The sequence below is a fragment of the Ktedonobacter racemifer DSM 44963 genome, from assembly GCF_000178855.1.
Taxonomy (GTDB): Bacteria; Chloroflexota; Ktedonobacteria; order Ktedonobacterales; family Ktedonobacteraceae; genus Ktedonobacter; species Ktedonobacter racemifer.
The window spans coordinates 844,676-867,296 of record NZ_ADVG01000004.1 but is presented as its reverse complement, the minus strand read 5'-3'; the positions used below and the strand labels follow the sequence as shown (position 1 = coordinate 867,296).

Here is a 22,621-nt window from a genome sequence, read left to right as displayed (position 1 = left end):
TGTGACGAGGTCGAGAAATGGGGAATAGGGAGGGCCTTAGAAATGCCATCCTGAATCTAGTAGCGAGGTTGGGCCGAACTCTCCAGGCGCTCGCGCATCTGGTCGAAGGTCGTACCATCAATCTCGCCCCGCGCATACCGCCGGCGCAAGATCTCCATCGCGTTCGGCTCTACAGGCATCTCGAAATGTCTGTGCTTGGTCCTCCAGCCGAACCAGCGGGAGGCTCCCCAACAGAAGAACGCCACAATTCCTATCCACAATAACGGAAACACAGGCCAGAAGCCAGAACCCCAGTGCATATACAATCTCCTTTATCTTCTTAACTTTATAGTTCCTGTAGATAGAGAAAGTATAGTGTTGGAAGATGACTGGGATGTGAATTCTGGCACCCTCTTTTGTCATTGATTTGTCATAAAAGCCTTGCTCTTGTGATTTAGGTGCAATCATGCTTCTTTCTGATGAGATTCAGCACGAGAATAGACGTAGTATATAACAGATAACCTAGTTTTTTTAATAAATAGAGCCTCTCTAAGCATGCGGAGCACATTCATGAGTAGGGGACAAATATTTTTAAAAGGATGAGAAATGGATATTGAGGCAAATAAAGACCTTGTGAAACGTTACCTGGAGATGTGGAACACTGGAAATGTGGATTTGGCCAATGAAGTGTTAGCCTCGGACTGGGTTGATTATGCGCATCCAGAGGTGAAAGGTCCTGAGAGCGTCAAGCAATCGTTGTCTCAGGTGCGGGCCGCCTTCCCCGATTTTCGGATTACGATCAAGAGTATTGTGAGCGAGGGTGATATGGTGGCGCTCCGTGTCACTATCCAGAGAACCCACCAAGGCAAAGAGATTATCTCAGGCGTGATGTGGTTTGTACGTATTACCGATGGCAAGATGGCGGAGATGTGGACTGGCTCCGAGACCTCAAGATAAGTGTTTTTTTGCGGTATAATGCCTGTAAGCCTGGCACGAGGAGATGGACAGGCTTGCCGATTTATGTATGGATACATATTTGCGAGCAGTAACGAAGGAGTGAGCAATGATGCAAACACGAGCGGCTGTCTTGTATGAGGCGGGGAAGCCTGTCGTTATTGAGGAGATTACGCTGGACGCGCCACGCCAGGGCGAGATCCTGGTGCGCATGGAGGCGGCGGGCGTCTGCCATAGCGACCTGCATGTGCGCGATGGCAGCCTGCCGGAGCCGATGCCGATCGTGCTGGGACATGAGGGCACGGGCGTCATCGCCGAAGTTGGGCCGGGCGTGACGGGTTTCGAGGTCGGGGACCGCGTGGTCCTGACCTGGGTCCCTTCCTGTGGGCAGTGCTATTTCTGCCAGCGTGGTCAGACGCATCTCTGTACGACTGCCGGTGCCATGGGAGTGCAGGGGACGCTACGCGATGGCACCAGCCGCATGCACCTTGGTGATAAGAACCTGCACCACTTTCTCGCGGTCTCGTGCTTTAGTGAGTATGTGGTTGTTCCCCAGGAGGGGGCGGCGAAGATTCCCGCCGACGTACCTATGGAGGTCGCGGCGGTCCTAGGTTGCGCCGTGCTGACCGGCGTAGGGGCCGTTGAGCGCACGGCCGGCGTGCGTCCAGGCGAGAGTGTGGCCGTGATTGGCTGCGGCGGCGTAGGTTTGAACGTGATCCAGGCGGCCAGTCTCTCAGGTGCATATCCCATCATCGCCGTCGATATCAACCCCGAGAAGTTAAAGATGGCGCAGAGCTTTGGCGCATCGCACACCATCAACTCGCGTGAGCAGGAGGCTCTGCGCGAGGTCCGGCGTATTACACAGCTTGGTGTGGACTGGGCTTTCGAGGTTCTGGGGAACCCACGCACGATAGAGCAGGCCTGGAGTCTGATTCGCGCCGGCGGTACAGCGGTCGTAGTTGGCCTCGCGCCACGAACGTCAACGATCACACTACCCGCCTTTGAATTTATCATTGAGAAGAGCATTCGTGGCTGCTTCTATGGTTCCTCACGCTTCCACGCCGACGTCCCCGCACTACTCAAGCGCATCCAGGCTGGCCGTATGCGTATCGAAGGTATGGTCAGTCACACTGCTCCCCTCGATGAGCTGGAGACGGCCTTTGAGCGTATGCGTCGTGGCGATGGCGCACGTACTATTATTCGTTTCCCCAGCGCGTAATCTACGCATTATTCAGAGCGCTACTGACGTACGCGCCTACGCAGGGGTACTACATCTGGCCTAGAGGCGTAGGCGCGTACGTCAGTAGCGTTCTAATCATCCTCGATCTCGAAGCGTCCATTTTTTTTGGCCAGGCGGATGCGGTAGATTGCGCTGACGAATGAGGTAGCTTGTGAATCGACCTTACGCATCTGGTGAACCGATTGGCCACTGGCTATGAGGGTCATTTCACGTTGCATCAGCAGGTTCGCAGCCTGTGCCGCCTCTTCTCCCTCAAGCTCTTCAAAGGTGCCCCAGGCCATGACGCTGCGCCAGTTGGCGAGGTTCTTCACATGATCTACTTCAAAGCAGACTTCGGGATGGGCTCTCAGCACCTGAAGCTTCACTCCTTCGAGCGAGCAGCCATAAATACACTCGCCGTCATAGACATAATTGATGGGGTAGACATAGGTCTTGCCCTCCGCATGACAGCCAAGGCGCCCGATCATCTCTGTGTATAGCATTTCCTCGATTTGCGTGTTACTGAGTTTGCCAAGCATACCTTCGCTCCCCTCCCTCTAGAGAACGTTCACTTTACTTTTAGTGTTGCGCTTCACGACAAACAGAGGTATAACGATTGGGCATTGAAGGCGATATCTGTATTGTTTAATATCTTGTCTGGACCACTGTGACCTGGGCGTAACGGCGCTTCAAGGCTCCACTCAGGAGTACGGCATTCAAGATGACTGCGCCGATAACGAGCGGGATATCGCAGAAGATGCCAATCCCTAAGGTGAGTATGGCGAGGCCGATCAACACAGGCCAGTAAACGACGAAGCTACAGACGAGCAGGACGATGCCGGTAGTGGTTTCGCCTGCCATGAGCCAGCCGACCCCATAGATGCCAAGAAAGAAATTGAGCAGGACCTCTACGATGACGGGCGTGTTACTCGTCTGCGCATTATTGACGACGGTAACATTTGTCATTTGCTGGTAGGGTGGAGGATATTGAGGCTGGCCATAGGCATAGCTCTGCTGCTGACCCATATAGCCTGCTTGCGCTGAATTGTAGCCGGGTGCGGCATAGCCTTGCTGTGGTGCGGCATAGCCTTGCTGTGGATATGAATATCCTGTCGCAGGAGGAGCATTATTGGGTTGTTGTGGTGCATAATCAGGAGCCTGGGGATATGAGTTTGGCATGGGGAAGGAGGCACCGCAGTTGGGGCATATTGCTGCATTATAGGGGGCAACTATGCCACAGCTTGCACAATTCATCAGAAATTCTCTCTTTCATTAGCGGAAGTTATTAAGAATAATTGAGCTTATTAAAGTGGCTTGCGAATTGTAGCATATAAACGCATCTATTGCAACAAATTTGAAACAAATTTATAGTTACTTGCATTCAGGACCTTTTCAAGAAGCCTTCGCGCCTGCGGTGCTCAGGGGTAAGGGATGTGGTGGCTGGTTGGCCAGCCACCACATCCCTTACCCAGAGGCGAGCTTGCGAGCCGAGGTAGGGAGATAGAACCCGGGACCTAGCGTACTGTGATAATCGCGTTGCAGATGTCTGCAAGCGTGAGGAGTCCGCAGGTCAGACCATAGTTGTCCTGAACAATCGCGAGTTGTACAGGTCGATCTGAGGGAGATTCCAGCAGGCTCAGAGCATTGATCACATGCATTTTCTGCCTCAATTGAGGAATTGGTTGAATGGGTGAGAGCAGGGAGAAGGGTTGATTGGGTTGTGCCTGGCACATCCAGCGGTAGAAGTCCTGGAGATGGAGCACCCTATGACTGTGTCCAGTGTCTCTTCATAGATGACTATGCGTGTATAGTTGAAGCGTAGAAAGGCCTCTTTAACCTCCTCAAAAGAACTTATTAAGGGGAGCGCAGCGATTTCATCACGATGGCGCATAACATGGCGTAGCGTCTTATACCTCAAGGTGAGGAGATGATAGATGAGCTGATCTTCTTTGAGGACAAAGGCCTCTCTCTGGTGGTGCTGGTATGGTTCGCGTACTACATGCGCAGCAGAAGAACCGGATGGCAACTGTTGCAGTGTCTCAACGACCTCCTGATCAGTTGGCCAGCGGGTGAATAGCTCGCCAAAGCGACGTATACTTTTGCTTACAGGCTGCATCAGTGTAAGGTACCAGTGAAATGGGCGGGCGATAAACCAGATCGTTTGCTCGCTGCGTAGCAGGGCATACGACTTAGGGATAATATTGCCGAGAAACATGTAAATAAAAAATAGCAATTTGGCGAAGGCGAAGAGGAGCGAGAATGACTGTGGAAAGTACCGAGTAATACTCGTATATGTTGAGGGAAAAGAAAAAGAGCCACAAATCTGTGGCTCTTTGCAAGTGATGTGTTAAAGTATACCTGATTTTGGTGTAAAAGTCAAGGATGTTTTTGGAAAAATGGAAAAATGGAAAATTTTGTATGTGCAGAGATAAGCGTGTTTGCCTCTTGCTGGATACAAGCATGCCAGGGAAGAGAAAAATTTAATGGAGTTACAGGAAAATCAAATGGTATCAGAAACTGCTATTGCGCAGCTCAAGATTGATGGCCAGCCCAGAATTATTGTGCTCACAGGCATCATGGCTGCGGGCAAGTCGACTGTGGCCCGCCTCCTGGCGCAGCGCTTTGCGCGTGGCGTCTATATTGAGGCAGATGCCTTGCAACGCATGATTGTCTCGGGAGGGCAATGGGTAGTGGAGCCAGGAGAGCCACAGGGCGCAGCTAAAGCTCAATTGCTCCTGCGCCTCAAAAATGTATGCCTACTTGCTCGTTCCTTCTATGAAGCAGGTTTTACCGTTGTGATGGAGGACATTATTCTGGGAGAGCGCTGGGAGCAGCTACAAGAGGAGTTAAGCGGCCTGCCCTTCTCGCTAGTAGTGCTGGCGCCACGGTTGGATGTAGTCGTGCAGCAGCGGGATAAGCATCGTGGAAAGAGTCCTCAGGGTGAAGCCTGGGCTACCTATCTTAATCAAAGCTTACGTGAAACTATGGCAGACGCTGGCCTCTGGCTTGATTCAAGCGAGCAGACGCCGTCGCAAACAGTGGAGCAGATTCTTCAGCAACTTGGCCTTGCAACCGTATGAATATTACCTTACTTTTGCGCAAAAAAAGAGAATGACCACAAATTTGTGGTCATTCGCAAGTGACAGATTAAATATTAACATATTTACGGCTAAAAGTCAAGGTTTTTTAACTGCCAATTTTTGACTGCAAAATTGGCTTGCGTAAAAGTCAGCCATCGCTCGTCTCCTGAAGCGTATGGTTAATAGTCTATGTTGGAGAGGGTAAAGAACTTAGCTCCAAACGTACGCGCATCAGAAGTTGTCCTAGCTTATTCTGTCCGCTGCCATCGCTGCCACACCCCCAATAATAATCGCTAGGCGCGTTCTCGATCAATTCTTCGGAGCCGGTCGCGAGGAGAAGTTTGCGCAACTGGGTGTGTAACTCGAACTTGCGGCGAACCGCTTTAAGCATAATTTCGTCCTTCACCTGTTCCCAATCGGGGCGCAGGGGATGTTGGCGGCTGCGCCCCAGGTCGGCTGCCTGCTTGGGTGTGAAGGCGATACGAATTTTATTCGCGTAGGGTGTGCCCGCGAACTTCTGAGCCTGGAAGTAGTGCTCTACAGTTGGCCACCAGGCCCCATCCAGGTCGATGCCGTGCCGGGAGAAATTGGAGAAACAGCCATAGGGTTCTTCGCGTGCCGTGTAAAAATAAATAGTCATAGACGTAGGACCTCCTGTCCCTGGATCTGCCGTCAGGATAGCAGCCTTTGCCAGGAAAAAGATAATGCCGTTTGCGGCTTGAGAGTACTCTCTATAAATATAAATCGCATAGGACGCCAAAATGTAGCACCGTTTTTTTATCACTCACACTTGCTCGATAAACGCCCTCAATACTCAGGTGTAACGCTCATCTGTATATCACAATGAAAAACTGAGAGCCTTCAGAAAGGAACTATGGTAAGCGTTATGCAGCCCTCAAACTACGCGCGTCGCCAGGAGCGCTTGAACCGTTTGGCAGAGATTTACCGTTTGTATGCTGCCGACCTGCAACGCTCTATCTACAGCAAAGTCGGCGATCATGCCCTGGCTGAGGACCTGGCCGGCACGGTCTTTCTCAAAGCACTACGCTGGCTCAAGGAAGATCAGAGCCTTGAAAGTGCTCGCGGCTGGCTCTATGCAACGGCCCGGACAACAATTGTTGACTATTGGCAGACGCAGAGTCCATACGAAATGCGTTCGTTGAGTGACCTGGAGGCGCAGTCTCTTTTTCGCGAGAACACGAATTTTATCGATCAGCAGACCGAAGTGCGCGTGCAGCACCTTCTCAGCTTGTTGTCAGAACGCGATCGCAGCATTTTGACCTTGCACTATCTTCAGGGATATAGCGCGGCTGAGATCGCCGAGGCATTGGGAACCAACGCGGGTCACATTCGCGTGTTGCAATTGCGAGCACTGAGGCGTGCGGCACAGGTCGAGACAAGGGAAAGGAACAGGGATACTATGCAAGAACAAGAATCGTCATTTGACGCATTCGCCAGATCCATGACACTGGAGAGCCAGCGTGTACTAGATCTCGCTCGCGAAGAGATGCTTACCCTTTCACACTGGTGGATTGGCACAGAACATCTGCTGTGGGGCCTGGCGAGCGAGGGTAGCCTGGCTTCATTTCTTACACCGCTGGGTATTACGCCTCAACGTATTCATGCTGGTATCGTTTTTATCTTTGATCGCCAGGCACAGCACAGCAAGTTGATTCCTGGAGAGCCACCTGCCACGAATGTATCCGCGGACGCGCTCACGTTGTTGACTCCTCGCGCTAAACAGGTCATTATTCTGGCAGGGGAAGAGATGAAGAATCAGGGCGAGAAGAGCATACGCCCGACCCATCTTTTGCTGGGTTTGATGAATGAAGGCGAGGGGATTGGCGCGGGCCTGCTTCGCTCGTTAGGCATCAGTCTCTTGCAGGCGCGTACCGCGCTCATACCACCTACCGCTCACCAGACATGCTCCTTCTGTGGGCGTAGCGGTTCCCAGATTGCTCATCTCTTCCCATCTGAGATTGGTATCGCTGAAGGCAGTTCACCCACTACTTTTATCTGCGATCACTGTGTGCAGCGTTTCCACGCCATGCTTGGAACAGTCTAGAAGGGTCATCACTAGGGAAGGCTATTTATAGAGCGCGGCCCTCATCGGCGGCAGTGTGTTTATACATTGTTTATGCCAGTGGGGGCCGCGTTTATGCGTTGTTTATGCCTTCCTGGCTATACTTACCAGCACAGGCGTAGAGTATAGTTTATCGTCAAGGAAGGCAGGCGCGCCTGTACGCTGTGTACACAACCACAACCCGTTAGCTCAAAAGCAATTGTGCTCATATAAAAGAACGACTTGAACTGGTAGCACAAGGTGGTGCCAGCAGACCATTCAAGAAAGGGGTTGGGTAAAATTACTCTCTCTATGACAAACACATCAACTACTCTGCAATCTGAGTCGGGCCTGGGGACGCCTGCCATTGAATTGCGCAATGTGACCAAGCGCTTTCAGACGCCAAATGGGCAGGCATATACCGCTTTACGCGACCTCTCCCTCAGTGTAAAGCCCGGCGAGTTCTGTGCTGTTGTTGGTCCCACTGGTTGCGGTAAATCGACGACCCTGGGTCTGATCTCTGGCCTGGAGAAGCCAAGCATTGGCGAGGTCGAGGTGATGGGCAATCCCGTCCAGGGCATCGACCCTCGCATCGGCTATGTCTTCCAGTCGGACGCGGTCTTCCCATGGAAAAACGTGTTGCGCAACGTCGTGACTGGCCCTCTCTTCCGTGGTGTTCCCAAGGCAGAGGCCTTTGAGCGTGCGCGCGACTGGATCGCCCGCGTCGGCCTCTCTGGTTTTGAGGACCGCTATCCCCATCAGCTTTCAGGCGGTATGCGTAAACGCGTAGCCCTGGCCCAGACCCTTATTAACGAGCCACAGATTATTTTGATGGACGAGCCATTCAGCGCCCTGGACGTGCAGACGCGCATCCTGATGGAGGATGAGCTACTGAGCCTCTGGTCCGCCACATCGGCCTCCGTCGTTTTTGTCACCCATGACCTGGAAGAGGCCATCTCCCTGGCCGATAAGGTCTGTGTGCTGACCGCTGGCCCCGCAACCGTCAAAGGTATCTACACCATAGACTTGCCGCGCCCGCGCAACCTGACGGAGATACGCTTTGATCCGCATTTTGTCCATCTGTATAAAGAAATCTGGGAAGCTCTTCGCAACGAGGTGGTCATTAGCTATGAAAGAAATAAGCAGAAAGCCTGAGATGGCAGTAAATGAGGCTGAAGTCAGCATAGTGACGAAAGCACGCCAGGCCAGGACTCGTCAGCGCATCATCGTTAACACCTTGCGCATTGGCTTGTTGATTGTGCTCGTCGGTGGTTGGGAGCTGCTCTCGCGCCTAGGCATTATCGATTCCTTCTTCTGGGGACAGCCCTCGGGTATCTGGGCACAGCTCGTCACCTGGGTAACCCAGGGGACCGCGCAGGGGCCATTGTGGGTCCAGATCAGCGCCACGCTTGAGGAGACCTTCATCGGCTTTGTGATTGGCGTCGTCCTGGGCGTTATCTCCGGTGTCGTCCTGGGGCGCAACTACTTTCTGGCCGATATTCTCAGCCCCTATATTAAGGCCGCCAACGCCATTCCGCGTGTCGTGCTTGGCTCAATCTTTGCCATTGGTCTGGGCCTGGGCATCCAATCCAAGATTGCCCTTGCCGTCGTGCTCGTCTTCTTTATTGTCTTTTTCAATGCCTTCCAGGGCGTTCGTGAGGTAGATCGTAACCTGATCGCGAACGCTCGCCTGCTTGGTGCGAGCAGCCGGAAGGTCTCGACTGAAGTTATCATTCCTTCGGCGCTGACCTGGATTATTGCCAGCTTACATACCAGTTTCAGCTTCGCGTTGGTAGGTGCTGTAGTTGGTGAGTTTATCGGTTCGACTGAGGGCCTGGGCCTGATGATCGAGTCCGCGCAGGCGAACTTTAACGCCAATGGTGTCTTCGCGGCGATGGCGATTCTCGCGGCCGTGGCCCTGATCATGGAGTTCCTGGTGACATCGCTAGAGAATCGCTTGATTACCTGGCGACCAAACACGGTGAAGGATGTCACTATCTAAACCGTGATGTATGAAGTGCATACGTTAAGATGCGCAAAGGAGCGCTATCTTTGCACGTATATTTATCAAAGATGAAAGAGGAGAAACCCTATGAAAACATGGAAGCGTAGCGTCTGGGCCAGCTTAATGCTGGGCATGACCCTGGCTCTCGTTCTCAGCGCCTGCGGCGGCGATAGCGGCAGTGCCAGCAGCGGCGGCAAGACGCATCTCTCAATCATGGTTGGTGGCCTGAGTAAGCAGATTTATTTGCCAAACATGCTTGCCAAGCGCCTGGGGTATTTTGATCAAGCCGGCCTGGATGTGACCCTGATCGACGAGGCGTCTGGCCAGTCTTCCGAGAACCAGGTGCTCGCGGGCCAGGTAGACGCCGGTTCGGGCTCGTATGATCACACCATTGATCTACAGGCCGCTGGCAAGGGCATGGAGAGCGTAGTACAGCTCGACGTTGCTCCTGGCGAGGCCGAGGTTGTCTCCGCTAAAGAAGCGGGTCAGATCAAGACCATCGCCGATCTCAAAGGCAAGAACCTGGGTGTGACTGAGCTGGGCTCAGGTACGCAGAACCTGACAATTGCGCTGCTGGCCAAGGCTGGTATCTCGCAGGACCAGGTGCACTTCGTCCCCGTGGGTGCAGGCGATACCTTTATCGCGGCGATGCAGCAAGGGCGTATCGATGCTGGTATGACTACCGAGCCGACCATCTCGCGTCTGACCACCAAGGGCATTGGTAACGTCCTGGTGGACTTGCGCACACCTGAGTCGACCTCTGCTGCCCTGGGTGGTCCTTATCCCTTCATTTGCGTCTTCATGAAGACAGAGTATGTCAACAGCCACAAGGACACTGTCCAGAAGCTGGTCAACGCGTACGTGAAGACCATGAAGTGGATTCACACGCATAGTGCGGAGGAGATCACTGCGCAGATGCCCGCTGACTACTATGCTGGCGACAAAGCTCTTTACATCACGGCACTGAAGAATCAGTACGCGATTTACAGTCCTGACGGCAAGATGCCCCAGGGAGGTCCCGAAGCAGTGCTCAACGTAGAGAATCAGACCAAGCCTGCCGTTAAAAGCAAGACGATTGATCTGAGCAAGACCTACACCAACGAGTTCACCGACAAAGCCAACAGCTAAACGTCATTTCTCCCAATAATCCGTAAACCTTATCCCCAACGAGCAGGGAGCCAGCCACGCGGCTGGCTCCCTGCTCGTAAATTTTTTTGGATCATACTCCACTGGATGTACGGTTCTTGAATGAAGAAGACAAACCGGCCAAATTGTACTTGACAGCTATCGAAGGTGATCGGCCCTTGACACTTTTTGTCAGGGATTGTTGCTATACTGAGCGCAGGTTTCGTGTTCTGGCAGCAAAGGAGAACAGCTCTGAAATTTGATCGCTTACTTGCTCTTGTTTTTCTGTTACAACGTTACCCACACCTCACAGCCAGGGAATTGGCAGAGCGACTACAGGTCTCAGAGCGGACGCTGTACCGCGATATCAATGATCTCAGTCTTGCTGGTGTTCCTATCTATGGAGAAGGAGGACCGAGAGGAGGTTATACCCTCCTGCCAGATTATCGTCTCCATATAGCCGGACTGAACGAGGAGGAATTAAGCACGCTTTTTTTCTCTGAAGGCCAAAGACCGTTGAGCGATCTTGATCTGCATACGACACGAGAGGTGGCCCTTGCCAAAGTCTTGAGCACGCTTTCTGAGCGAGACAAAAGGCGTGCCGTGGAGATACAGGAACGCTTGCATGTAGACCCAACAGGATGGAATTTTCCGGTTGATCAGGTGCCTCATTTGCGAGCTGTTCAGGATGCTGTCTGGCAGAATCGCCGCCTCTCTCTGGTCTATCGGCAGGAAAGCGGGAACATTATGACACCCCTGGTCAGTCCATTGGGACTCGTCGTGAAAGCTGGCATCTGGTACCTTGTTGGAGCCACACACGAAACTATCCGCTCTTTCAGAATTGCTCGTATCCAACAGGTTGAAGTGCTGCTGGAGACGTTCAACCGTCCAGAGGGATTTCATCTCGCTCAGTACTGGGCAGAATGGTGTGCTCGTTTCCTGCCATCTTACCCGGTCACACTACGCATTTCGCGAGATGCGGTTCCTCGCCTTCTCCAGCTTTTTGGGGAAGCTCTCAGCGACCGCCTTTTGCGCTCAGAACCAGATGCCTCTGGATGGAGAACGGTTTCCCTGGTCTTTGAAACGATGGAGACAGCCCGCACGGCTTTACTGGGCCTGGGTCCCATGGCTGAAGTGGTGGAACCGCGAGAACTCCGAGCGAGCGTCATGGAATGGGCAGCGGGCCTCCTGGCCTGCTACAGCAACGAGGCGCAGAACCAGGTTGATCTCAATTGATATTGTAAAGAGTGAAAGGATATAGGTAATGGTCCTAGAATCCGTCTCCTATTGGCAACGTACTTCTCCGCGTTTCTCTCTCCCCACTGATCTGCCGCCAGTGGCAGATGTCGCCATTATTGGTGGAGGACTCTTAGGCGCCGCGACCTGTTATTGGTTAGCACGAGCGGGCGTTCATGCTGTCCTGCTCGAACGCACAGCACTTGCGGATGGTGCGACAGGGCGCAATGGTGGTTTTGTTCGGGCTGGTACCGCCGGGTCTTATCCTGAAGCCATTGCTCGCCTTGGACAGCAAACCGCCCGTGCCGTGATGGACATCACGTATGAGAACCGCGTCTTGCTCCGCCAGGTGGTACAGGAGGAAGAGATCGCGTGTGACTATCGGGAGCCGGGTGCGCTCCAGTTGGCTCTAACCGAAGCCCAGAGTGAGGAACAACGCCAGGAAGTGGACCTATTACGGGCAGAAGGATTTTCCGCAGAGTGGCTTGGGCGAGCACAGGTGCAAGCGATGATCAACACACTACTTGCTCCCGAGATTCTTGGCGGGCGTTTTCTGCCAGAACAGGGCCTCCTCCACTCTGCGCGGCTCGTGCAGGGCCTGGTCCAGGCAGCGTTGCGCCATGGCGCCCAAGCCTATCAGGCAGAAGTTCATAAGATCGAACAGGATGGAGCACATGTCCGCCTGCGAACTTCGCAGGGGAGCCTGGTTGCACAAAGGGTTATCGTTGCAATCAATGCCTGGACGAGTACCTTATTGCCAGAACTGACGAAGGTCATTGTCCCGGTTCTGGAGCAGATGCAAGCCTATGAGGCACTTGATCCCATTTTTTCGATGGCACTCAGTGTCCACATGAATACTGGAGAATACATGCAGCAAACTCCTTCTGGCAATATTCTGATTGGAGGGTGCGGGTCTGTTGCCCCAAACGCAGGGGTTGGGGTCTGGGAAAGTGTGCCAACAATCCCAGTACAAAAGGCGATTGAGCAGGTGTTGCCACGGATCTTCCCATTGCTTGCCCCTCAACTGCGTGTGGTACAGCGCTGGGCAGGAATCCTGGGATGTACGCAGGATATGCATCCGATTGTTGATGTCGCGCCAACATTTCCACAGGTCTTCTTCGTTGGCGGTTTTACTGGTCACGGGATGCCATTCGGTCTCCGCTTCGGGCAACTTTTAGCCACAGCGGCAATGGATGGGTTCCTTCCCTCTGCTCTTCAGCCGTTTCGGCTGGATCGTCCTTCGCTGGACAGGTGAGAACATTGTGTTGCGTGAGTCCATGCCAGCATGGGCCCTACAACTGGGCGGATATATGATTTATCTAACCGCGCCAGAAGATCCCTGTTTTGAAACATGGGGATGAATGGCGCGCTCCTTTCTTGGGGTGGATAGGGCAGTGCAAATTGTTGCATTTTTACGCCGTAACTGCTATAATGTAACGTATGAAACAGAAACGCGCTTTCAAGTACCGTGTGTATCGTGCGACCCGTTTTGCTCCAAACCATGATAAATGGGGGACGAGCAGCGGTGTTTTTTTTGAAAGACACTGACAACTGTTTCTCTGACGAGAGGCGCAATTCCTCTCTCATTCGATAGGAATGGATAGCATCATCCCCACTGTAGCGACTGGCCCTCAATCAGTGAAGCGGGATGAAACGGGGGATGCCTCATAAACCTGATATGAGGACACCTTCTAGCTGGCTACTACGGTGAGAAGCCTGTCTAACAAGGCAGATAAAACGAATGCATGACTGAACCATCGTTACGGAAAACTGGCTTACGCAGGATAACAAGCCAGCCCAAAACGGGAACGAGTCGAGTACACAATGGAGATGGTACAGCTCCATTGCCTATCTGTCAGGACTCCGGTGGAGAATGCACACCTACGGTAGCGCAAAACAGAGCAACGGAACGGAGTAACCGCGTGTTTGCTCTCATGGGGGTCGATACCATGAGCAGGTGCCAACCGCAAGCAGCACGACGGAAGGATTGTCCAAGAAGCGAATGCCTCTCGGAAAGCGAGAGGATAGGCTGACGTGGACACAGTTGTATGGAAAGTAGAAGATCAAGTACGATAGCAAATAGGAAAGCACCCAGGATCAAGAAGAAAATTGACCCTGAGAGTGAGGCTTGGAACAAGTTGCCCTGGCGCAAGTTTGAGCAGCATGTCTACCGCATCCAAAAGAGAATCTACCGAGCCAGTCAACGTGGCAATCAACGTGCAGTCCAAAAACTTCAAAAGCTCTTGATGAAATCGGAAGCAGCAAGGCTTCTTGCTGTACGCCGCGTCTCACAGGATAACCAGGGCAAGAAAACAGCGGGGGTTGATGGAGTGAAGAACTTGAAACCTCAACAGAGGCGACAGGTGGCATCGCTCATTCATCCCAAACAATGGCCGCAGAAAGTAAAACCAGTCCGAAGGGTATTTATCCCCAAGCCTGGAAAAAACGAACAACGGCCTTTAGGGATTCCTACGATGTATGAGCGCGGACGACAATGTCTTGTGAAATCCGCGCTCGAACCAGAATGGGAAGCTCGCTTTGAGGTGAACAGCTATGGTTTTCGCCCTGGACGATCCTGTCACGATGCTATCGCAGCAATCTTTCTGGATATCGGAAAAAAGGCAAAATATGTCCTTGACGCTGACATCCGGGGCTGTTTCGATAACATTGACCAGACAGCACTCTTGAAAAAACTTCAGACCTATCCACGTCTGAGACAGGCCGTCCAGGCCTGGCTCAAATCGGGAGTCATGACAGAGGGGGAATTCACACCTACAACCAGCGGAACCCCGCAGGGTGGCGTTGTCTCTCCTTTACTCATGAATATAGCGTTGTACGGGCTGGAAGAGGCTCTCAAAGGCGTAAAGAGGACCACAAGGGATAAACCCCAAATGGTACGATACGCCGATGATCTAGTGGTCTTTCATTCAACGCTAGAAACCATCCTTGAAGTGAAAACAAGAATCAATGACTGGTTAAGGGACATGGGACTGGAACTGAAGCCAAGTAAAACGAGAATAAGCCACACGCTCACACCCTATGAAGGAAATGTGGGATTCGAGTTTCTAGGATTTTCCATCCGGCAATATCCGGTAGGAAAGAACCGTACAGGGACAAACTCACAAGGCACTCCGCTTGGCTTCAAAACGATCATCAAACCGAGCAAAGAAGCCGTCAAACGACACATAGCCCAGATGAAGCAGCAAATCAACAAACGGAGATCAGCGCCGCAAGGCCAACTGATTAAGGAACTTTCTGCCATCATCAGGGGATGGTCCAACTACTACAGAACAGTCTGCTCCAAGGCTGAGTACAGTAGATGTGACTACATTCTTCAGCAACAGCTATGGTCGTGGGCAATTCGTAGGCACCCAAACAAAAACAGACATTGGATTAGGCAAAGGTACTGGAAGAGAGGCGAAGGCCAATACAGCATCTTTGCAACCTCCGAAGATTATGACCTGAGAAGGCATGATGCGACGAAGATCCAACGACATGTCAAAGTAAAAGGTGCTGCCAGCCCCTATGACGGAAACCTCATGTATTGGAGCCAACGACTGAAAAACCACCCAACAACGAGAGGAACACTGGCGATGCTGCTTCTGAAGCAGCAAGGCAAGTGTAGATGGTGCGATTTGCAGTTCCGCGAAGGAGATCAAATCGAGATAGACCACATCACTCCTAAAAGTGAGGGAGGAGGAGAGGAACTGAGTAACAAGTGTGCTCTCCACCGACATTGCCACGACCAAAGACATGGTACCCATAACAAGGGCCATATGATTGAGGAGCCGAGTGAAGAGAAATCTTCATGCTCGGTTTTGCAGACGAGCGGATGGGGCGACCCATGCGCTTAGTTTATCCCACGCCAGAACAACAGCAGATCCTTGCTCAAACCTTTGGATGCTGTCGCTTCGTCTATAACTGGGCATTGCGCAAGAAAACCGATGCCTATTACAACGACCATCAGCGACTCTATTACAAAGAGTTAAGTATCCTGTTAACTGACTTGAAAAAGCAAGAAGAGACGCACTGGTTGAACGAGGTTTCCAGTGTGCCCTTGCAGCAGGCTCTTCGCCACCTGGACAAAGCGTTTCTCAACTTCTTTGAAGGTCGTGCCAAATACCCGACCTTCCACAAAAAGCGAAATACCCAATCCGCCACGTATACAGCCAATGCTTTCACCTGGCGCAATGGCTCTCTTACGCTTGCCAAGATGAGCGAGCCTCTCCAGATCGTGTGGTCGCGTCCTCTGCCAAACGAGGCCATTCCTTCAAGCGTCACTATCACCAAAGATTGCGCTGATCGCTACTTCATCAGTCTCCTTGTGGAAGAGGAAATTGCCCATCTGCCTTGCAATGAGAAGGCGATTGGTGCTGATCTTGGCTTGAAGTCCTTTGTGGTTCTCTCGACGGGTGAAGTGGTAGGCAATCCCAGATTCTTTCACAAGGACGAAAAGAACCTGGCGAAAGCTCAACGCCGCCATGCCAAGAAGAAAAAGGGCTCGAAAAATCGAGACAAGGCGCGTCTCAAGGTCGCATGCATTCATGCTCGTATCGCTGATCGTCGCCGTGACGCGCCTGCACAAGCTCTCTACCCGCCTGATTCGTGAAAACCAAACGATGTGCGTGGAGAGTTTGCAGGTCAAAAATATGGTCAAGCACCCAACTCTGAGCAAAGCGATCAGCGATGTGGGATGGAGTGAGTTTGTGTCTCAGCTCGAATACAAGGCAGACTGGTATGGTCGAAACCTTGTCAAGATCGACAAGTGGTATCCCTCCAGTAAACGGTGTTTCGAGTGTGGTCATATTCTCACCTCCTTACCGCTTGATATCCGCCAATGGGATTGTCCTGAATGTGGTATCCATCATGACCGCGATATCAACGCTGCCAAGAATATTGTGACCGTGGGGCTCACGGTCCTCGCCTGTGGAGAGTCCATAAGACCAGGACGGGTTTCGTCTCGTTCAGGCAAGACTCAGCGAAGCAGGAAACCCTAGAGGCGACTCTAGGAATCCCCTGGCTTTAGCCATGGGGAGGATGTCAATTGCTGGTTGGGGCGACGAAGCGATAGCCGACGCCAGGCTCGGTGAGGAGGTAGCGCGGGTTGGCTGAGTCGGTCTCCAGTTTATGGCGCAAGCGGTTGATATAGACACGAAGATATTCGGCCTCATCGCCATATTCTGGCCCCCAGATACTCTGGAGGAGCATGCGATGCGTAAGCACCTTGCCTGCGTTGGTGACCAGTTGCTTCAGCAGCGCGAACTCGGTTGGCGAGAGGCGAATCTCTTCACCCCGCAAGCGTACGACATGTCCCGCCAGGTCGACCTCGAGCTCGCCAAAGTGTTTGGCGTTGCTGACAGCTGGCAGTGATCCTGTCTCTTCCCAATTTGTGCGGCGCAAGGCAGCACGTACGCGGGCTAGAAGCTCCTCCACTCCAAAGGGTTTGGTCAGGTAGTCGTCCGCGCCAAGGTCGAGCGTCGCCACTTTGTCGCGCTCTGAATCCAGCGCGGTGAGAATGATGATAGGTACGGTAGAGCTTTGGCGCACGCGCTGGCAGACCTCCAGCCCATCCATACGTGGCATCATGACGTCCAGGATAAGCAGGTGGGGGGCTTCCTGTTGCCAGAGGGCCATGGCTTCGAGACCATTGCTGGCTTCCAGGACTTCAAAGCCACGTGCGCGCAGATTACGGCTCACAAAGTCTCGTAACGCCTCCTCATCCTCGGCAAGCAGAATACGTTTTAGGGTAGCTGGCATAAGTTTTCCCCTTTGTTCAGATATGTTGATAATTGTAGATCCTGTACTACTTATGTGAGCCTTCTCTCGCCGGAAGGGGGGAGTGGAAGGGCGAACGAGATCGTTGTTCCCTGTTCAGCGCTTTCGGCCCAGATAGATGTTCCATGAGCTTCGATAAAGGCTTTGCAGATAGCCAGGCCAAGCCCGGTGCCTCCTGAATGGCGTTGCCGACCGTGTTGGGCGCGGTAGAAACGTTCAAATACATGTGGTAACTCGGTTGGTGCGATGCCAGGGCCGTTGTCTGTGACGGCGACAATGACCGCGTTTTCCTGTAGCTTTGCTGAGATATGTATCTCGCCCTCGCCATAGGCCAGGGCATTCATGACGAGGTTGCGCAGCACAACCTCTATGCGTCCACTATCTATATCTACGAGAGGCAGGTCATCAGGGATACGCGTGGTTACCATCACATCCGGATGCTCGGTCTCCGCGATGGTGTGTGTCACTATTTCCTGTAGCCTTGCCGGAGCGCGCTTGAGTAGTAGGAGTCCTGCCTCCTGACGGGAGAGGTCCAGCAGGTTGCTTACAAGTTGTGCCATGTAGTCAGCCTTGCTACTGATGGTTTGCAGGAAGTGGCGCTGGTCTTCAATGGGCCAGGTAACGTCTTCCTGCAGGAGGGTAGAGGCGTAGCCTTTGATGGCCGCCAGAGGCGTGCGCAATTCATGCCCTACCGCGCCCAGGAGTGTTGTCTTAAACTCATCTACCTCACGCTCGCGAGTTACATCACGTAACAGCAGGCCCCGTCCGATAGTTCGCCCCGCCTCGTCACCCACATCAAAGAAACGCAGGTGGATGACCTGGCGTTGTGCGTGTGGCTCAAGCTCAATGAGGAGTTCAGGCTTTTCGGCGGAAGTGGCCTGGAGCATCTTTCGCGCGCACTCCTCTGGCTCCATAGCTGATCGGGAAAGCGCCTCGTAGAGGACCTGTATAGGATGACGTTCAAGTTCTGTAATGGGTAGGCCGGTGATGGAGCTGGCGCCCGGGTTGGCGTAGAGTACGGTTCCATCGATACCTGTCAGCACCAGGCCATCGCTCATGCTCTCCATAATTGCCTCTAGCTTTTGTTTCTCCTCCGATGCCTGTTGATAGAGCTGGGCATTCTCACGCGCTACCTCCCGCAACCGTTCATCGCTGCGCTCATAGAGGACAGCGTGCTCCCAGGCCAGGGTGGCATAGTTGGCGAATGTCAGGAGGAGATCAATCTCCTTCTGGTTAAAGGGTTGGGGTTGAGTGCGATGGACCAACAGCACCACGCCGCCTGCGTGGCGGCTGATGATGGGGACAGCCAGCACCGAGCGGAAGCCCTCGTCATATGAGAGCGAAGGCGCTGGCTCTGTGCTGAGTAACTTTTGCACAGGCTGGCCAGAGTGGAGTGCCAGGACCGCTGAGGAGCTTATATTTTCGGGCGCCAGGGAGAGGGCATAGTTATAGCGCCGGTTATGCCCATCGCTCACTAGCACGTGCAAGACCCCTTGCTCGTCTGGCAGCAGTACCGCAGCGGCCTGTACATCTACCAGGCGGCGAACCTCGCGAATAATTTTCCCTACCACCGCCTGTGGTTCTAAGGAGCCCACGACGACGCTTGAGGTCTCAAGCAGTGTCTGGAGCTCGCCCAGCTTGGCCAGGCCATCGCGCTCCAGGCGGATGAGTGAGCGTGCCAGGTAGCCAACTTCGTCCGCGCGCCTGGCGAGTTGCGTAGCATGGGATGGGATAGATTGTTCCGAGGAGGGCAGAGCCTGGTGCTGTATCGCCAGGGTATGTAGAGGGCGAATAACGCGCCCATGTAGCAGGAGCCAGAACAGCAGGCCGCCGACAGTGAAGATGAGCGCGACCGTAAGAAGCCAGAGATGCAATTGGGTCACGACGTGGAGAGCTTCGGCGGCAGGACGCTGAACAACCACGGCCCAGCCAATATCAGGAACTGGGACTGAGCTAAAGAGCCAGCTCTGCCCATCAAGCCCTGTTCCAAGTTGTGAGTTCCCTTGATGCTGTAGGGCCAGGTCCGCGCCTGGCAGTTCATCAAGGACAGTTTGCAGGAGACGCGAGTGATCGGGAGTCGCTACCAGCTCGCCACGGGCGTCGATAATGCTAATTTGGAGTTGATGCTGCTGGAGCTGTTGCGCTTTAACGACGGCTTGCAAGGGATCGCTCAACTCGAAGAGCGAGAGGCTGGCGGCAATGATCGCGACAAGCGTGCCATGCTTATTAGTTATAGGAGCGGCGATGATGACACCTGCATTAAAGGTTGTTTCAACGGCGATGCCTACCTCTATGACAGGGTTAGCTGTATTACGTACGCGTGGGACCACATCTGGCGGCGAAAACTCGACCGCCATATCGGATTTCAATTGTGGATAAGAGCTTTGAATGAGGCCGAGTGGGTCAAGCCAGTATACATGGTCTACGTCGTTACGCGCAGCCTGATAGGTTTGAAAGAGCTGCATAATGGCCTGGGAGTTCCTGGCCTGCATGGCCTGATATCCAAGCGTGCTCAGTGAAACTTCAGAATCGCGTAAATGAAGATTTGTCTCAAGCGCAATGTCTTGAGCCAGGGCCTGGTCAGAAGCCTGAACGGCTTCGCGCTGTTGTTGCTCAATAACAGTGTTTATTCCTGCTCCCCCGACGAGAACTACAATGACAAAAAGTAAATAGACGCTTACTAATTGGTAGAGCAGCGAATGACGTAAAAGTGGAGGCATACCTGGCACTCCTCACCGAGTTTTGGCTGAAGCCCCGCATAGTAGCGAGTCATCAGTGTATAACGCGCCTCTACTTTGAGACATTTAAATATATTATATCCTACAAATGGGGAAAGCTAACAAGCAATGCATAGAAATAGTAGCAAATATGTCTGTTTGCTTATGTCCGCTACTAGATAATAGAGCATCTTTTTGCTTCTTATTGTAGACAATGTAATGAAAGAATGCGATAGGATATTCTATTAAAGTGTATGGGTTTTATTTTTTATATTTTTTGTGTGAGAGATTATGCAAACCCATGACGTATATATACTATACTGCGTTACTAGAGTCCCCCTTTTTAAGGATATGAAAAGGTGTGAACAAGAACGCTTGGTTTTTCCTGGTATATGGCTGACGTAAGGTTGTAAAAGCTAATTTAAGCGATGATATGCAGCAATCTTTGCTATTTCAACACAAAGTGGTCATTGCATACTGTCCCAAGGAGAATGTACTCAATGCGATCTGGCAAAAAACGCGTGTCACTCTTTTTGCCATTGCTCCTGACCCTGCTCGCCGTGCTTGTCGCGGCATGTGGTGGCAATTCAGGAGGCAGTGGCTCAACTGGCAGCAAACTCTCTGATGACAAGCAGATCTATGTGGATGCTTCACAGACGGCTGGTCTAGCGGATCTCGCGACGCTTGATCCGGCGCTCTCGACTGACGCTCCCTCGATCAGCGCGATTGACCTGATGTTCACAGGCCTTGTTCAGCTCGACGACAATCTGAAGGTCTATCCCGAACTGGCTCAGTCCTGGACCACCTCCAAAGATGGCCTGACCTGGACTTTCAAACTGCGTCCTGGCATTAAGTTCAGCGATGGCAACCCCATCACCGCTGATGACGTGATCTTTAGCATTGACCGCGCCCTCAAGCCTGAACTGAAGTCGACTGTGGCCCCAGGTTACCTGGCGCTTGTTAAAGATTCGGATAAGCGCTTCGCGGGCAAGATTCCCACGCTGATCAATGATAGCCTCTTCGCCCCCGATCCTTCGACGGTCAAGATTGTGACCAGTCAGAACGGTCAGTACTTCCTGGATGCGCTCACTTACTCGACCTCCTATGTCGTGGAGAAGAGCTTTGTGCAGAAGTATGGCGATACCAATTTCCTGAAACACCTGAGCGAGGGTGGCGGCTCGGGCCCCTTCAAACTGGATCAGTATAATTCTGGCAAGTTTGTTAGCTTTGTACCCAATACCAACTACTGGGGTGGCAAACCACAGTTGAAGAAAATCGTTTACCCGTTCTACAAAGATCCCCAGACGGCCTACAAAGCCTTCCAGACCAACCAACTGGACCTGGCTAATGTGCCACCTACCAACCTGGATCAGGCGCGTGCCCTGTCTAACAACCAGTATCGCCAGGTGCCTCAGCTGACCATCGACTACTTCGCGATGAACTACCTGGCCAAGCCCTTCAACAATATTAAGATCCGCCAGGCCTTTGCTCTTGCCGTTGATAAGAGCGCCATCGAAAAGAGCATCTACAAGGGTGCGCGCCTTGCCACCAACCACATCGTGCCTCAGGGCATGCCTGGTTACAACCCCAACCTCAAAGGTCCGGCTGGCGTGACCAGCGTCAAGGGCGACAAGGCCCTGGCTAAGCAGCTCTTCCAGCAAGGTATGCAGGAGGCGGGCTACACCTCCTCTAACTTCCCCGCTGTCACGCTGACGCTTGCCACCAGTGGCTCATCTGCTGCCAAGAACCTTGCTGAGTTCGCGCAGCAGCAGTGGAAAGATGCCCTGGGTGTCACGGTTAACATCAATGATGAGGACTTCAACAAACGCCTGGATGATGTCTCCAACACCGTAGGCAATGGCAAACTGCAGATGTGGTTTGCTGCCTGGGGCGCGGACTATCCTGATCCTGAGGACTGGACGACCCTGCTCTTTGGTGCTGGTTCATCCAACAACTCGCAGAACTACGGGATGGGTAATTCGAAGACGGTTGCCACGCAGAAGCAGATGCAGGACCTGATGCTGAAAGCGGATGTCAACCAGAATAACACCCAGCGTCTCGCTCAGTACAACCAGATCGAGCAGCAGATGGTTGATGATGTCGCCTGGGCTCCCGTCGATCAGCGTACTTTGAGCTATGTTCTCAAGACTTGTGTCAAGGGTGTCGTGGACAACGCGCAGGATCTGATTCCTCCTGGCGACTGGGCCAACATCTACAAAACCAGCGATTCCTCCTGCGCCAACACGAGCGCTTACTAATCTCGTGTAGCGAAGAGGGTATGTGACAACTAGTCACATGTGCTTCACAATAAAGAAAGAGGAGAGGATGCAATTTGCATCCTCTCCTCTTTCTTTATTGTGAAATAGTGCTCTGTAAAATGAGCTTATGATGCAGATGTGCACGAGCTTTCTGGATGCGAACATCGCTCGTATCTAAAGTATTTAAGCATGAAATTGTTAAAAAATGGAA

Annotated in this window: 19 protein-coding genes and 2 pseudogenes; 13 read left to right on the top strand and 8 right to left on the bottom strand. The window is 52.7% G+C overall.

Annotation, left to right across the window (positions count from 1 at the left end; all coding sequences use genetic code 11):
• Window positions 1-56 precede the first annotated feature (56 nt).
• Window positions 57-299, bottom strand: a complete 243-nt coding sequence (locus KRAC_RS45480; RefSeq protein ID WP_007918962.1) for an SHOCT domain-containing protein — start codon at window positions 297-299, stop codon at window positions 57-59.
• A 286-nt stretch (window positions 300-585) separates the two neighbouring features.
• Between KRAC_RS45480 and KRAC_RS45475 the strand changes: the two genes are divergently transcribed.
• A complete protein-coding gene (locus tag KRAC_RS45475) occupies window positions 586-936 on the top strand; it encodes an ester cyclase (RefSeq protein ID WP_007918957.1) in 351 nt (116 codons plus the stop codon).
• Between the two features lie 106 nt (window positions 937-1,042).
• Window positions 1,043-2,152, top strand: a complete 1,110-nt coding sequence (locus tag KRAC_RS45470; RefSeq protein ID WP_007918956.1) for a Zn-dependent alcohol dehydrogenase — start codon at window positions 1,043-1,045, stop codon at window positions 2,150-2,152.
• Window positions 2,153-2,244: 92 nt separating this feature from the next.
• On the opposite strand, the gene KRAC_RS45465 is transcribed toward KRAC_RS45470, so the two are convergent.
• The 4 genes from KRAC_RS45465 to KRAC_RS45455 form a co-directional block, all read right to left on the bottom strand.
• Window positions 2,245-2,691, bottom strand: a complete 447-nt coding sequence (locus KRAC_RS45465) for a pyridoxamine 5'-phosphate oxidase family protein (RefSeq protein WP_007918955.1) — start codon at window positions 2,689-2,691, stop codon at window positions 2,245-2,247.
• A gap of 106 nt (window positions 2,692-2,797) precedes the next feature.
• Entirely contained in the window at window positions 2,798-3,406 is a 609-nt protein-coding gene (locus KRAC_RS45460) for a hypothetical protein (protein WP_007918954.1), read from the bottom strand.
• Window positions 3,407-3,666: 260 nt separating this feature from the next.
• Window positions 3,667-3,810: a CBS domain-containing protein gene (locus KRAC_RS72780; protein WP_157507909.1), complete on the bottom strand. Its 144-nt coding sequence runs from the start codon at window positions 3,808-3,810 to the stop codon at window positions 3,667-3,669.
• Between the two features lie 8 nt (window positions 3,811-3,818).
• A complete protein-coding gene (locus tag KRAC_RS45455; RefSeq protein WP_274532214.1) occupies window positions 3,819-4,436 on the bottom strand; it encodes a CNNM domain-containing protein in 618 nt (205 codons plus the stop codon).
• A gap of 220 nt (window positions 4,437-4,656) precedes the next feature.
• Between KRAC_RS45455 and KRAC_RS45450 the strand changes: the two genes are divergently transcribed.
• On the top strand, window positions 4,657-5,232 hold the full coding sequence (locus KRAC_RS45450; protein WP_007918953.1) for a phosphotransferase-like protein: 576 nt from the start codon (window positions 4,657-4,659) through the stop codon (window positions 5,230-5,232).
• Between the two features lie 187 nt (window positions 5,233-5,419).
• On the opposite strand, the gene KRAC_RS45445 is transcribed toward KRAC_RS45450, so the two are convergent.
• Window positions 5,420-5,872: an NADAR family protein gene (locus KRAC_RS45445; protein ID WP_007918951.1), complete on the bottom strand. Its 453-nt coding sequence runs from the start codon at window positions 5,870-5,872 to the stop codon at window positions 5,420-5,422.
• 234 nt (window positions 5,873-6,106) lie between these two features.
• Here KRAC_RS45445 and KRAC_RS63855 point away from each other — a divergent pair, with 234 nt between their 5' ends.
• The 9 genes and pseudogenes from KRAC_RS63855 (at window position 6,107) to KRAC_RS80290 (ending at window position 16,657) form a co-directional block, all read left to right on the top strand.
• Window positions 6,107-7,297 carry a sigma-70 family RNA polymerase sigma factor gene (locus KRAC_RS63855; RefSeq protein ID WP_083815111.1) on the top strand — a complete coding sequence of 397 codons (1,191 nt, stop codon included), beginning with the start codon at window positions 6,107-6,109 and terminating at the stop codon, window positions 7,295-7,297.
• A gap of 309 nt (window positions 7,298-7,606) precedes the next feature.
• Window positions 7,607-8,449: an ABC transporter ATP-binding protein gene (locus KRAC_RS45435; RefSeq protein WP_007918947.1), complete on the top strand. Its 843-nt coding sequence runs from the start codon at window positions 7,607-7,609 to the stop codon at window positions 8,447-8,449.
• Between the two features lies 1 nt (window position 8,450).
• Complete coding sequence (locus KRAC_RS45430; RefSeq protein WP_211221441.1) at window positions 8,451-9,296, top strand: ABC transporter permease; 846 nt, start codon at window positions 8,451-8,453, stop codon at window positions 9,294-9,296.
• A gap of 90 nt (window positions 9,297-9,386) precedes the next feature.
• Entirely contained in the window at window positions 9,387-10,427 is a 1,041-nt protein-coding gene (locus KRAC_RS45425) for an ABC transporter substrate-binding protein (RefSeq protein ID WP_007918943.1), read from the top strand.
• Window positions 10,428-10,649: 222 nt separating this feature from the next.
• Window positions 10,650-10,841: pseudogene (locus KRAC_RS80295) on the top strand (helix-turn-helix transcriptional regulator); the annotation flags it as partial.
• A 99-nt stretch (window positions 10,842-10,940) separates the two neighbouring features.
• Window positions 10,941-11,660 (top strand): helix-turn-helix transcriptional regulator, encoded by a 720-nt coding sequence (locus tag KRAC_RS45420; protein ID WP_244422519.1) that lies wholly within the window; start codon window positions 10,941-10,943, stop codon window positions 11,658-11,660.
• A 28-nt stretch (window positions 11,661-11,688) separates the two neighbouring features.
• Complete coding sequence (locus KRAC_RS45415) at window positions 11,689-12,915, top strand: NAD(P)/FAD-dependent oxidoreductase (RefSeq protein ID WP_007918940.1); 1,227 nt, start codon at window positions 11,689-11,691, stop codon at window positions 12,913-12,915.
• A 793-nt stretch (window positions 12,916-13,708) separates the two neighbouring features.
• Complete coding sequence (gene ltrA / locus KRAC_RS45410) at window positions 13,709-15,514, top strand: group II intron reverse transcriptase/maturase (protein WP_007905288.1); 1,806 nt, start codon at window positions 13,709-13,711, stop codon at window positions 15,512-15,514.
• Window positions 15,505-16,657 (top strand): annotated as a pseudogene (locus KRAC_RS80290) (RNA-guided endonuclease InsQ/TnpB family protein). Before ltrA ends, KRAC_RS80290 begins: the two are co-directional and overlap by 10 nt.
• Before the next feature lie 43 nt (window positions 16,658-16,700).
• On the opposite strand, the gene KRAC_RS45400 reads toward KRAC_RS80290, so the two are convergent.
• Both KRAC_RS45400 and KRAC_RS45395 read right to left on the bottom strand, forming a co-directional pair.
• Window positions 16,701-17,417, bottom strand: coding sequence for a response regulator transcription factor (locus KRAC_RS45400; protein ID WP_007918930.1), 717 nt, complete (start codon window positions 17,415-17,417; stop codon window positions 16,701-16,703).
• Between the two features lie 50 nt (window positions 17,418-17,467).
• Window positions 17,468-20,155, bottom strand: coding sequence for an ATP-binding protein (locus KRAC_RS45395; protein ID WP_007918928.1), 2,688 nt, complete (start codon window positions 20,153-20,155; stop codon window positions 17,468-17,470).
• 497 nt (window positions 20,156-20,652) lie between these two features.
• Between KRAC_RS45395 and KRAC_RS45390 the strand changes: the two genes are divergently transcribed.
• Window positions 20,653-22,410 carry a peptide ABC transporter substrate-binding protein gene (locus KRAC_RS45390; protein ID WP_007918927.1) on the top strand — a complete coding sequence of 586 codons (1,758 nt, stop codon included), beginning with the start codon at window positions 20,653-20,655 and terminating at the stop codon, window positions 22,408-22,410.
• Window positions 22,411-22,621 lie beyond the last annotated feature (211 nt).

Coding starts and splice junctions, on each gene's coding strand:
- KRAC_RS45480 (WP_007918962.1), bottom strand. CDS start 299: ATGCACTGGGGTTCTGGCTTCTGGCCTGTGTTTCCGTTATTGTGGATA.
- KRAC_RS45475 (WP_007918957.1), top strand. CDS start 586: ATGGATATTGAGGCAAATAAAGACCTTGTGAAACGTTACCTGGAGATG.
- KRAC_RS45470 (WP_007918956.1), top strand. CDS start 1,043: ATGATGCAAACACGAGCGGCTGTCTTGTATGAGGCGGGGAAGCCTGTC.
- KRAC_RS45465 (WP_007918955.1), bottom strand. CDS start 2,691: ATGCTTGGCAAACTCAGTAACACGCAAATCGAGGAAATGCTATACACA.
- KRAC_RS45460 (WP_007918954.1), bottom strand. CDS start 3,406: ATGAATTGTGCAAGCTGTGGCATAGTTGCCCCCTATAATGCAGCAATA.
- KRAC_RS72780 (WP_157507909.1), bottom strand. CDS start 3,810: ATGCATGTGATCAATGCTCTGAGCCTGCTGGAATCTCCCTCAGATCGA.
- KRAC_RS45450 (WP_007918953.1), top strand. CDS start 4,657: ATGGTATCAGAAACTGCTATTGCGCAGCTCAAGATTGATGGCCAGCCC.
- KRAC_RS45445 (WP_007918951.1), bottom strand. CDS start 5,872: ATGACTATTTATTTTTACACGGCACGCGAAGAACCCTATGGCTGTTTC.
- KRAC_RS63855 (WP_083815111.1), top strand. CDS start 6,107: ATGGTAAGCGTTATGCAGCCCTCAAACTACGCGCGTCGCCAGGAGCGC.
- KRAC_RS45435 (WP_007918947.1), top strand. CDS start 7,607: ATGACAAACACATCAACTACTCTGCAATCTGAGTCGGGCCTGGGGACG.
- KRAC_RS45430 (WP_211221441.1), top strand. CDS start 8,451: ATGGCAGTAAATGAGGCTGAAGTCAGCATAGTGACGAAAGCACGCCAG.
- KRAC_RS45425 (WP_007918943.1), top strand. CDS start 9,387: ATGAAAACATGGAAGCGTAGCGTCTGGGCCAGCTTAATGCTGGGCATG.
- KRAC_RS45415 (WP_007918940.1), top strand. CDS start 11,689: ATGGTCCTAGAATCCGTCTCCTATTGGCAACGTACTTCTCCGCGTTTC.
- ltrA (WP_007905288.1), top strand. CDS start 13,709: ATGGAAAGTAGAAGATCAAGTACGATAGCAAATAGGAAAGCACCCAGG.
- KRAC_RS45400 (WP_007918930.1), bottom strand. CDS start 17,417: ATGCCAGCTACCCTAAAACGTATTCTGCTTGCCGAGGATGAGGAGGCG.
- KRAC_RS45395 (WP_007918928.1), bottom strand. CDS start 20,155: ATGCCTCCACTTTTACGTCATTCGCTGCTCTACCAATTAGTAAGCGTC.
- KRAC_RS45390 (WP_007918927.1), top strand. CDS start 20,653: ATGCGATCTGGCAAAAAACGCGTGTCACTCTTTTTGCCATTGCTCCTG.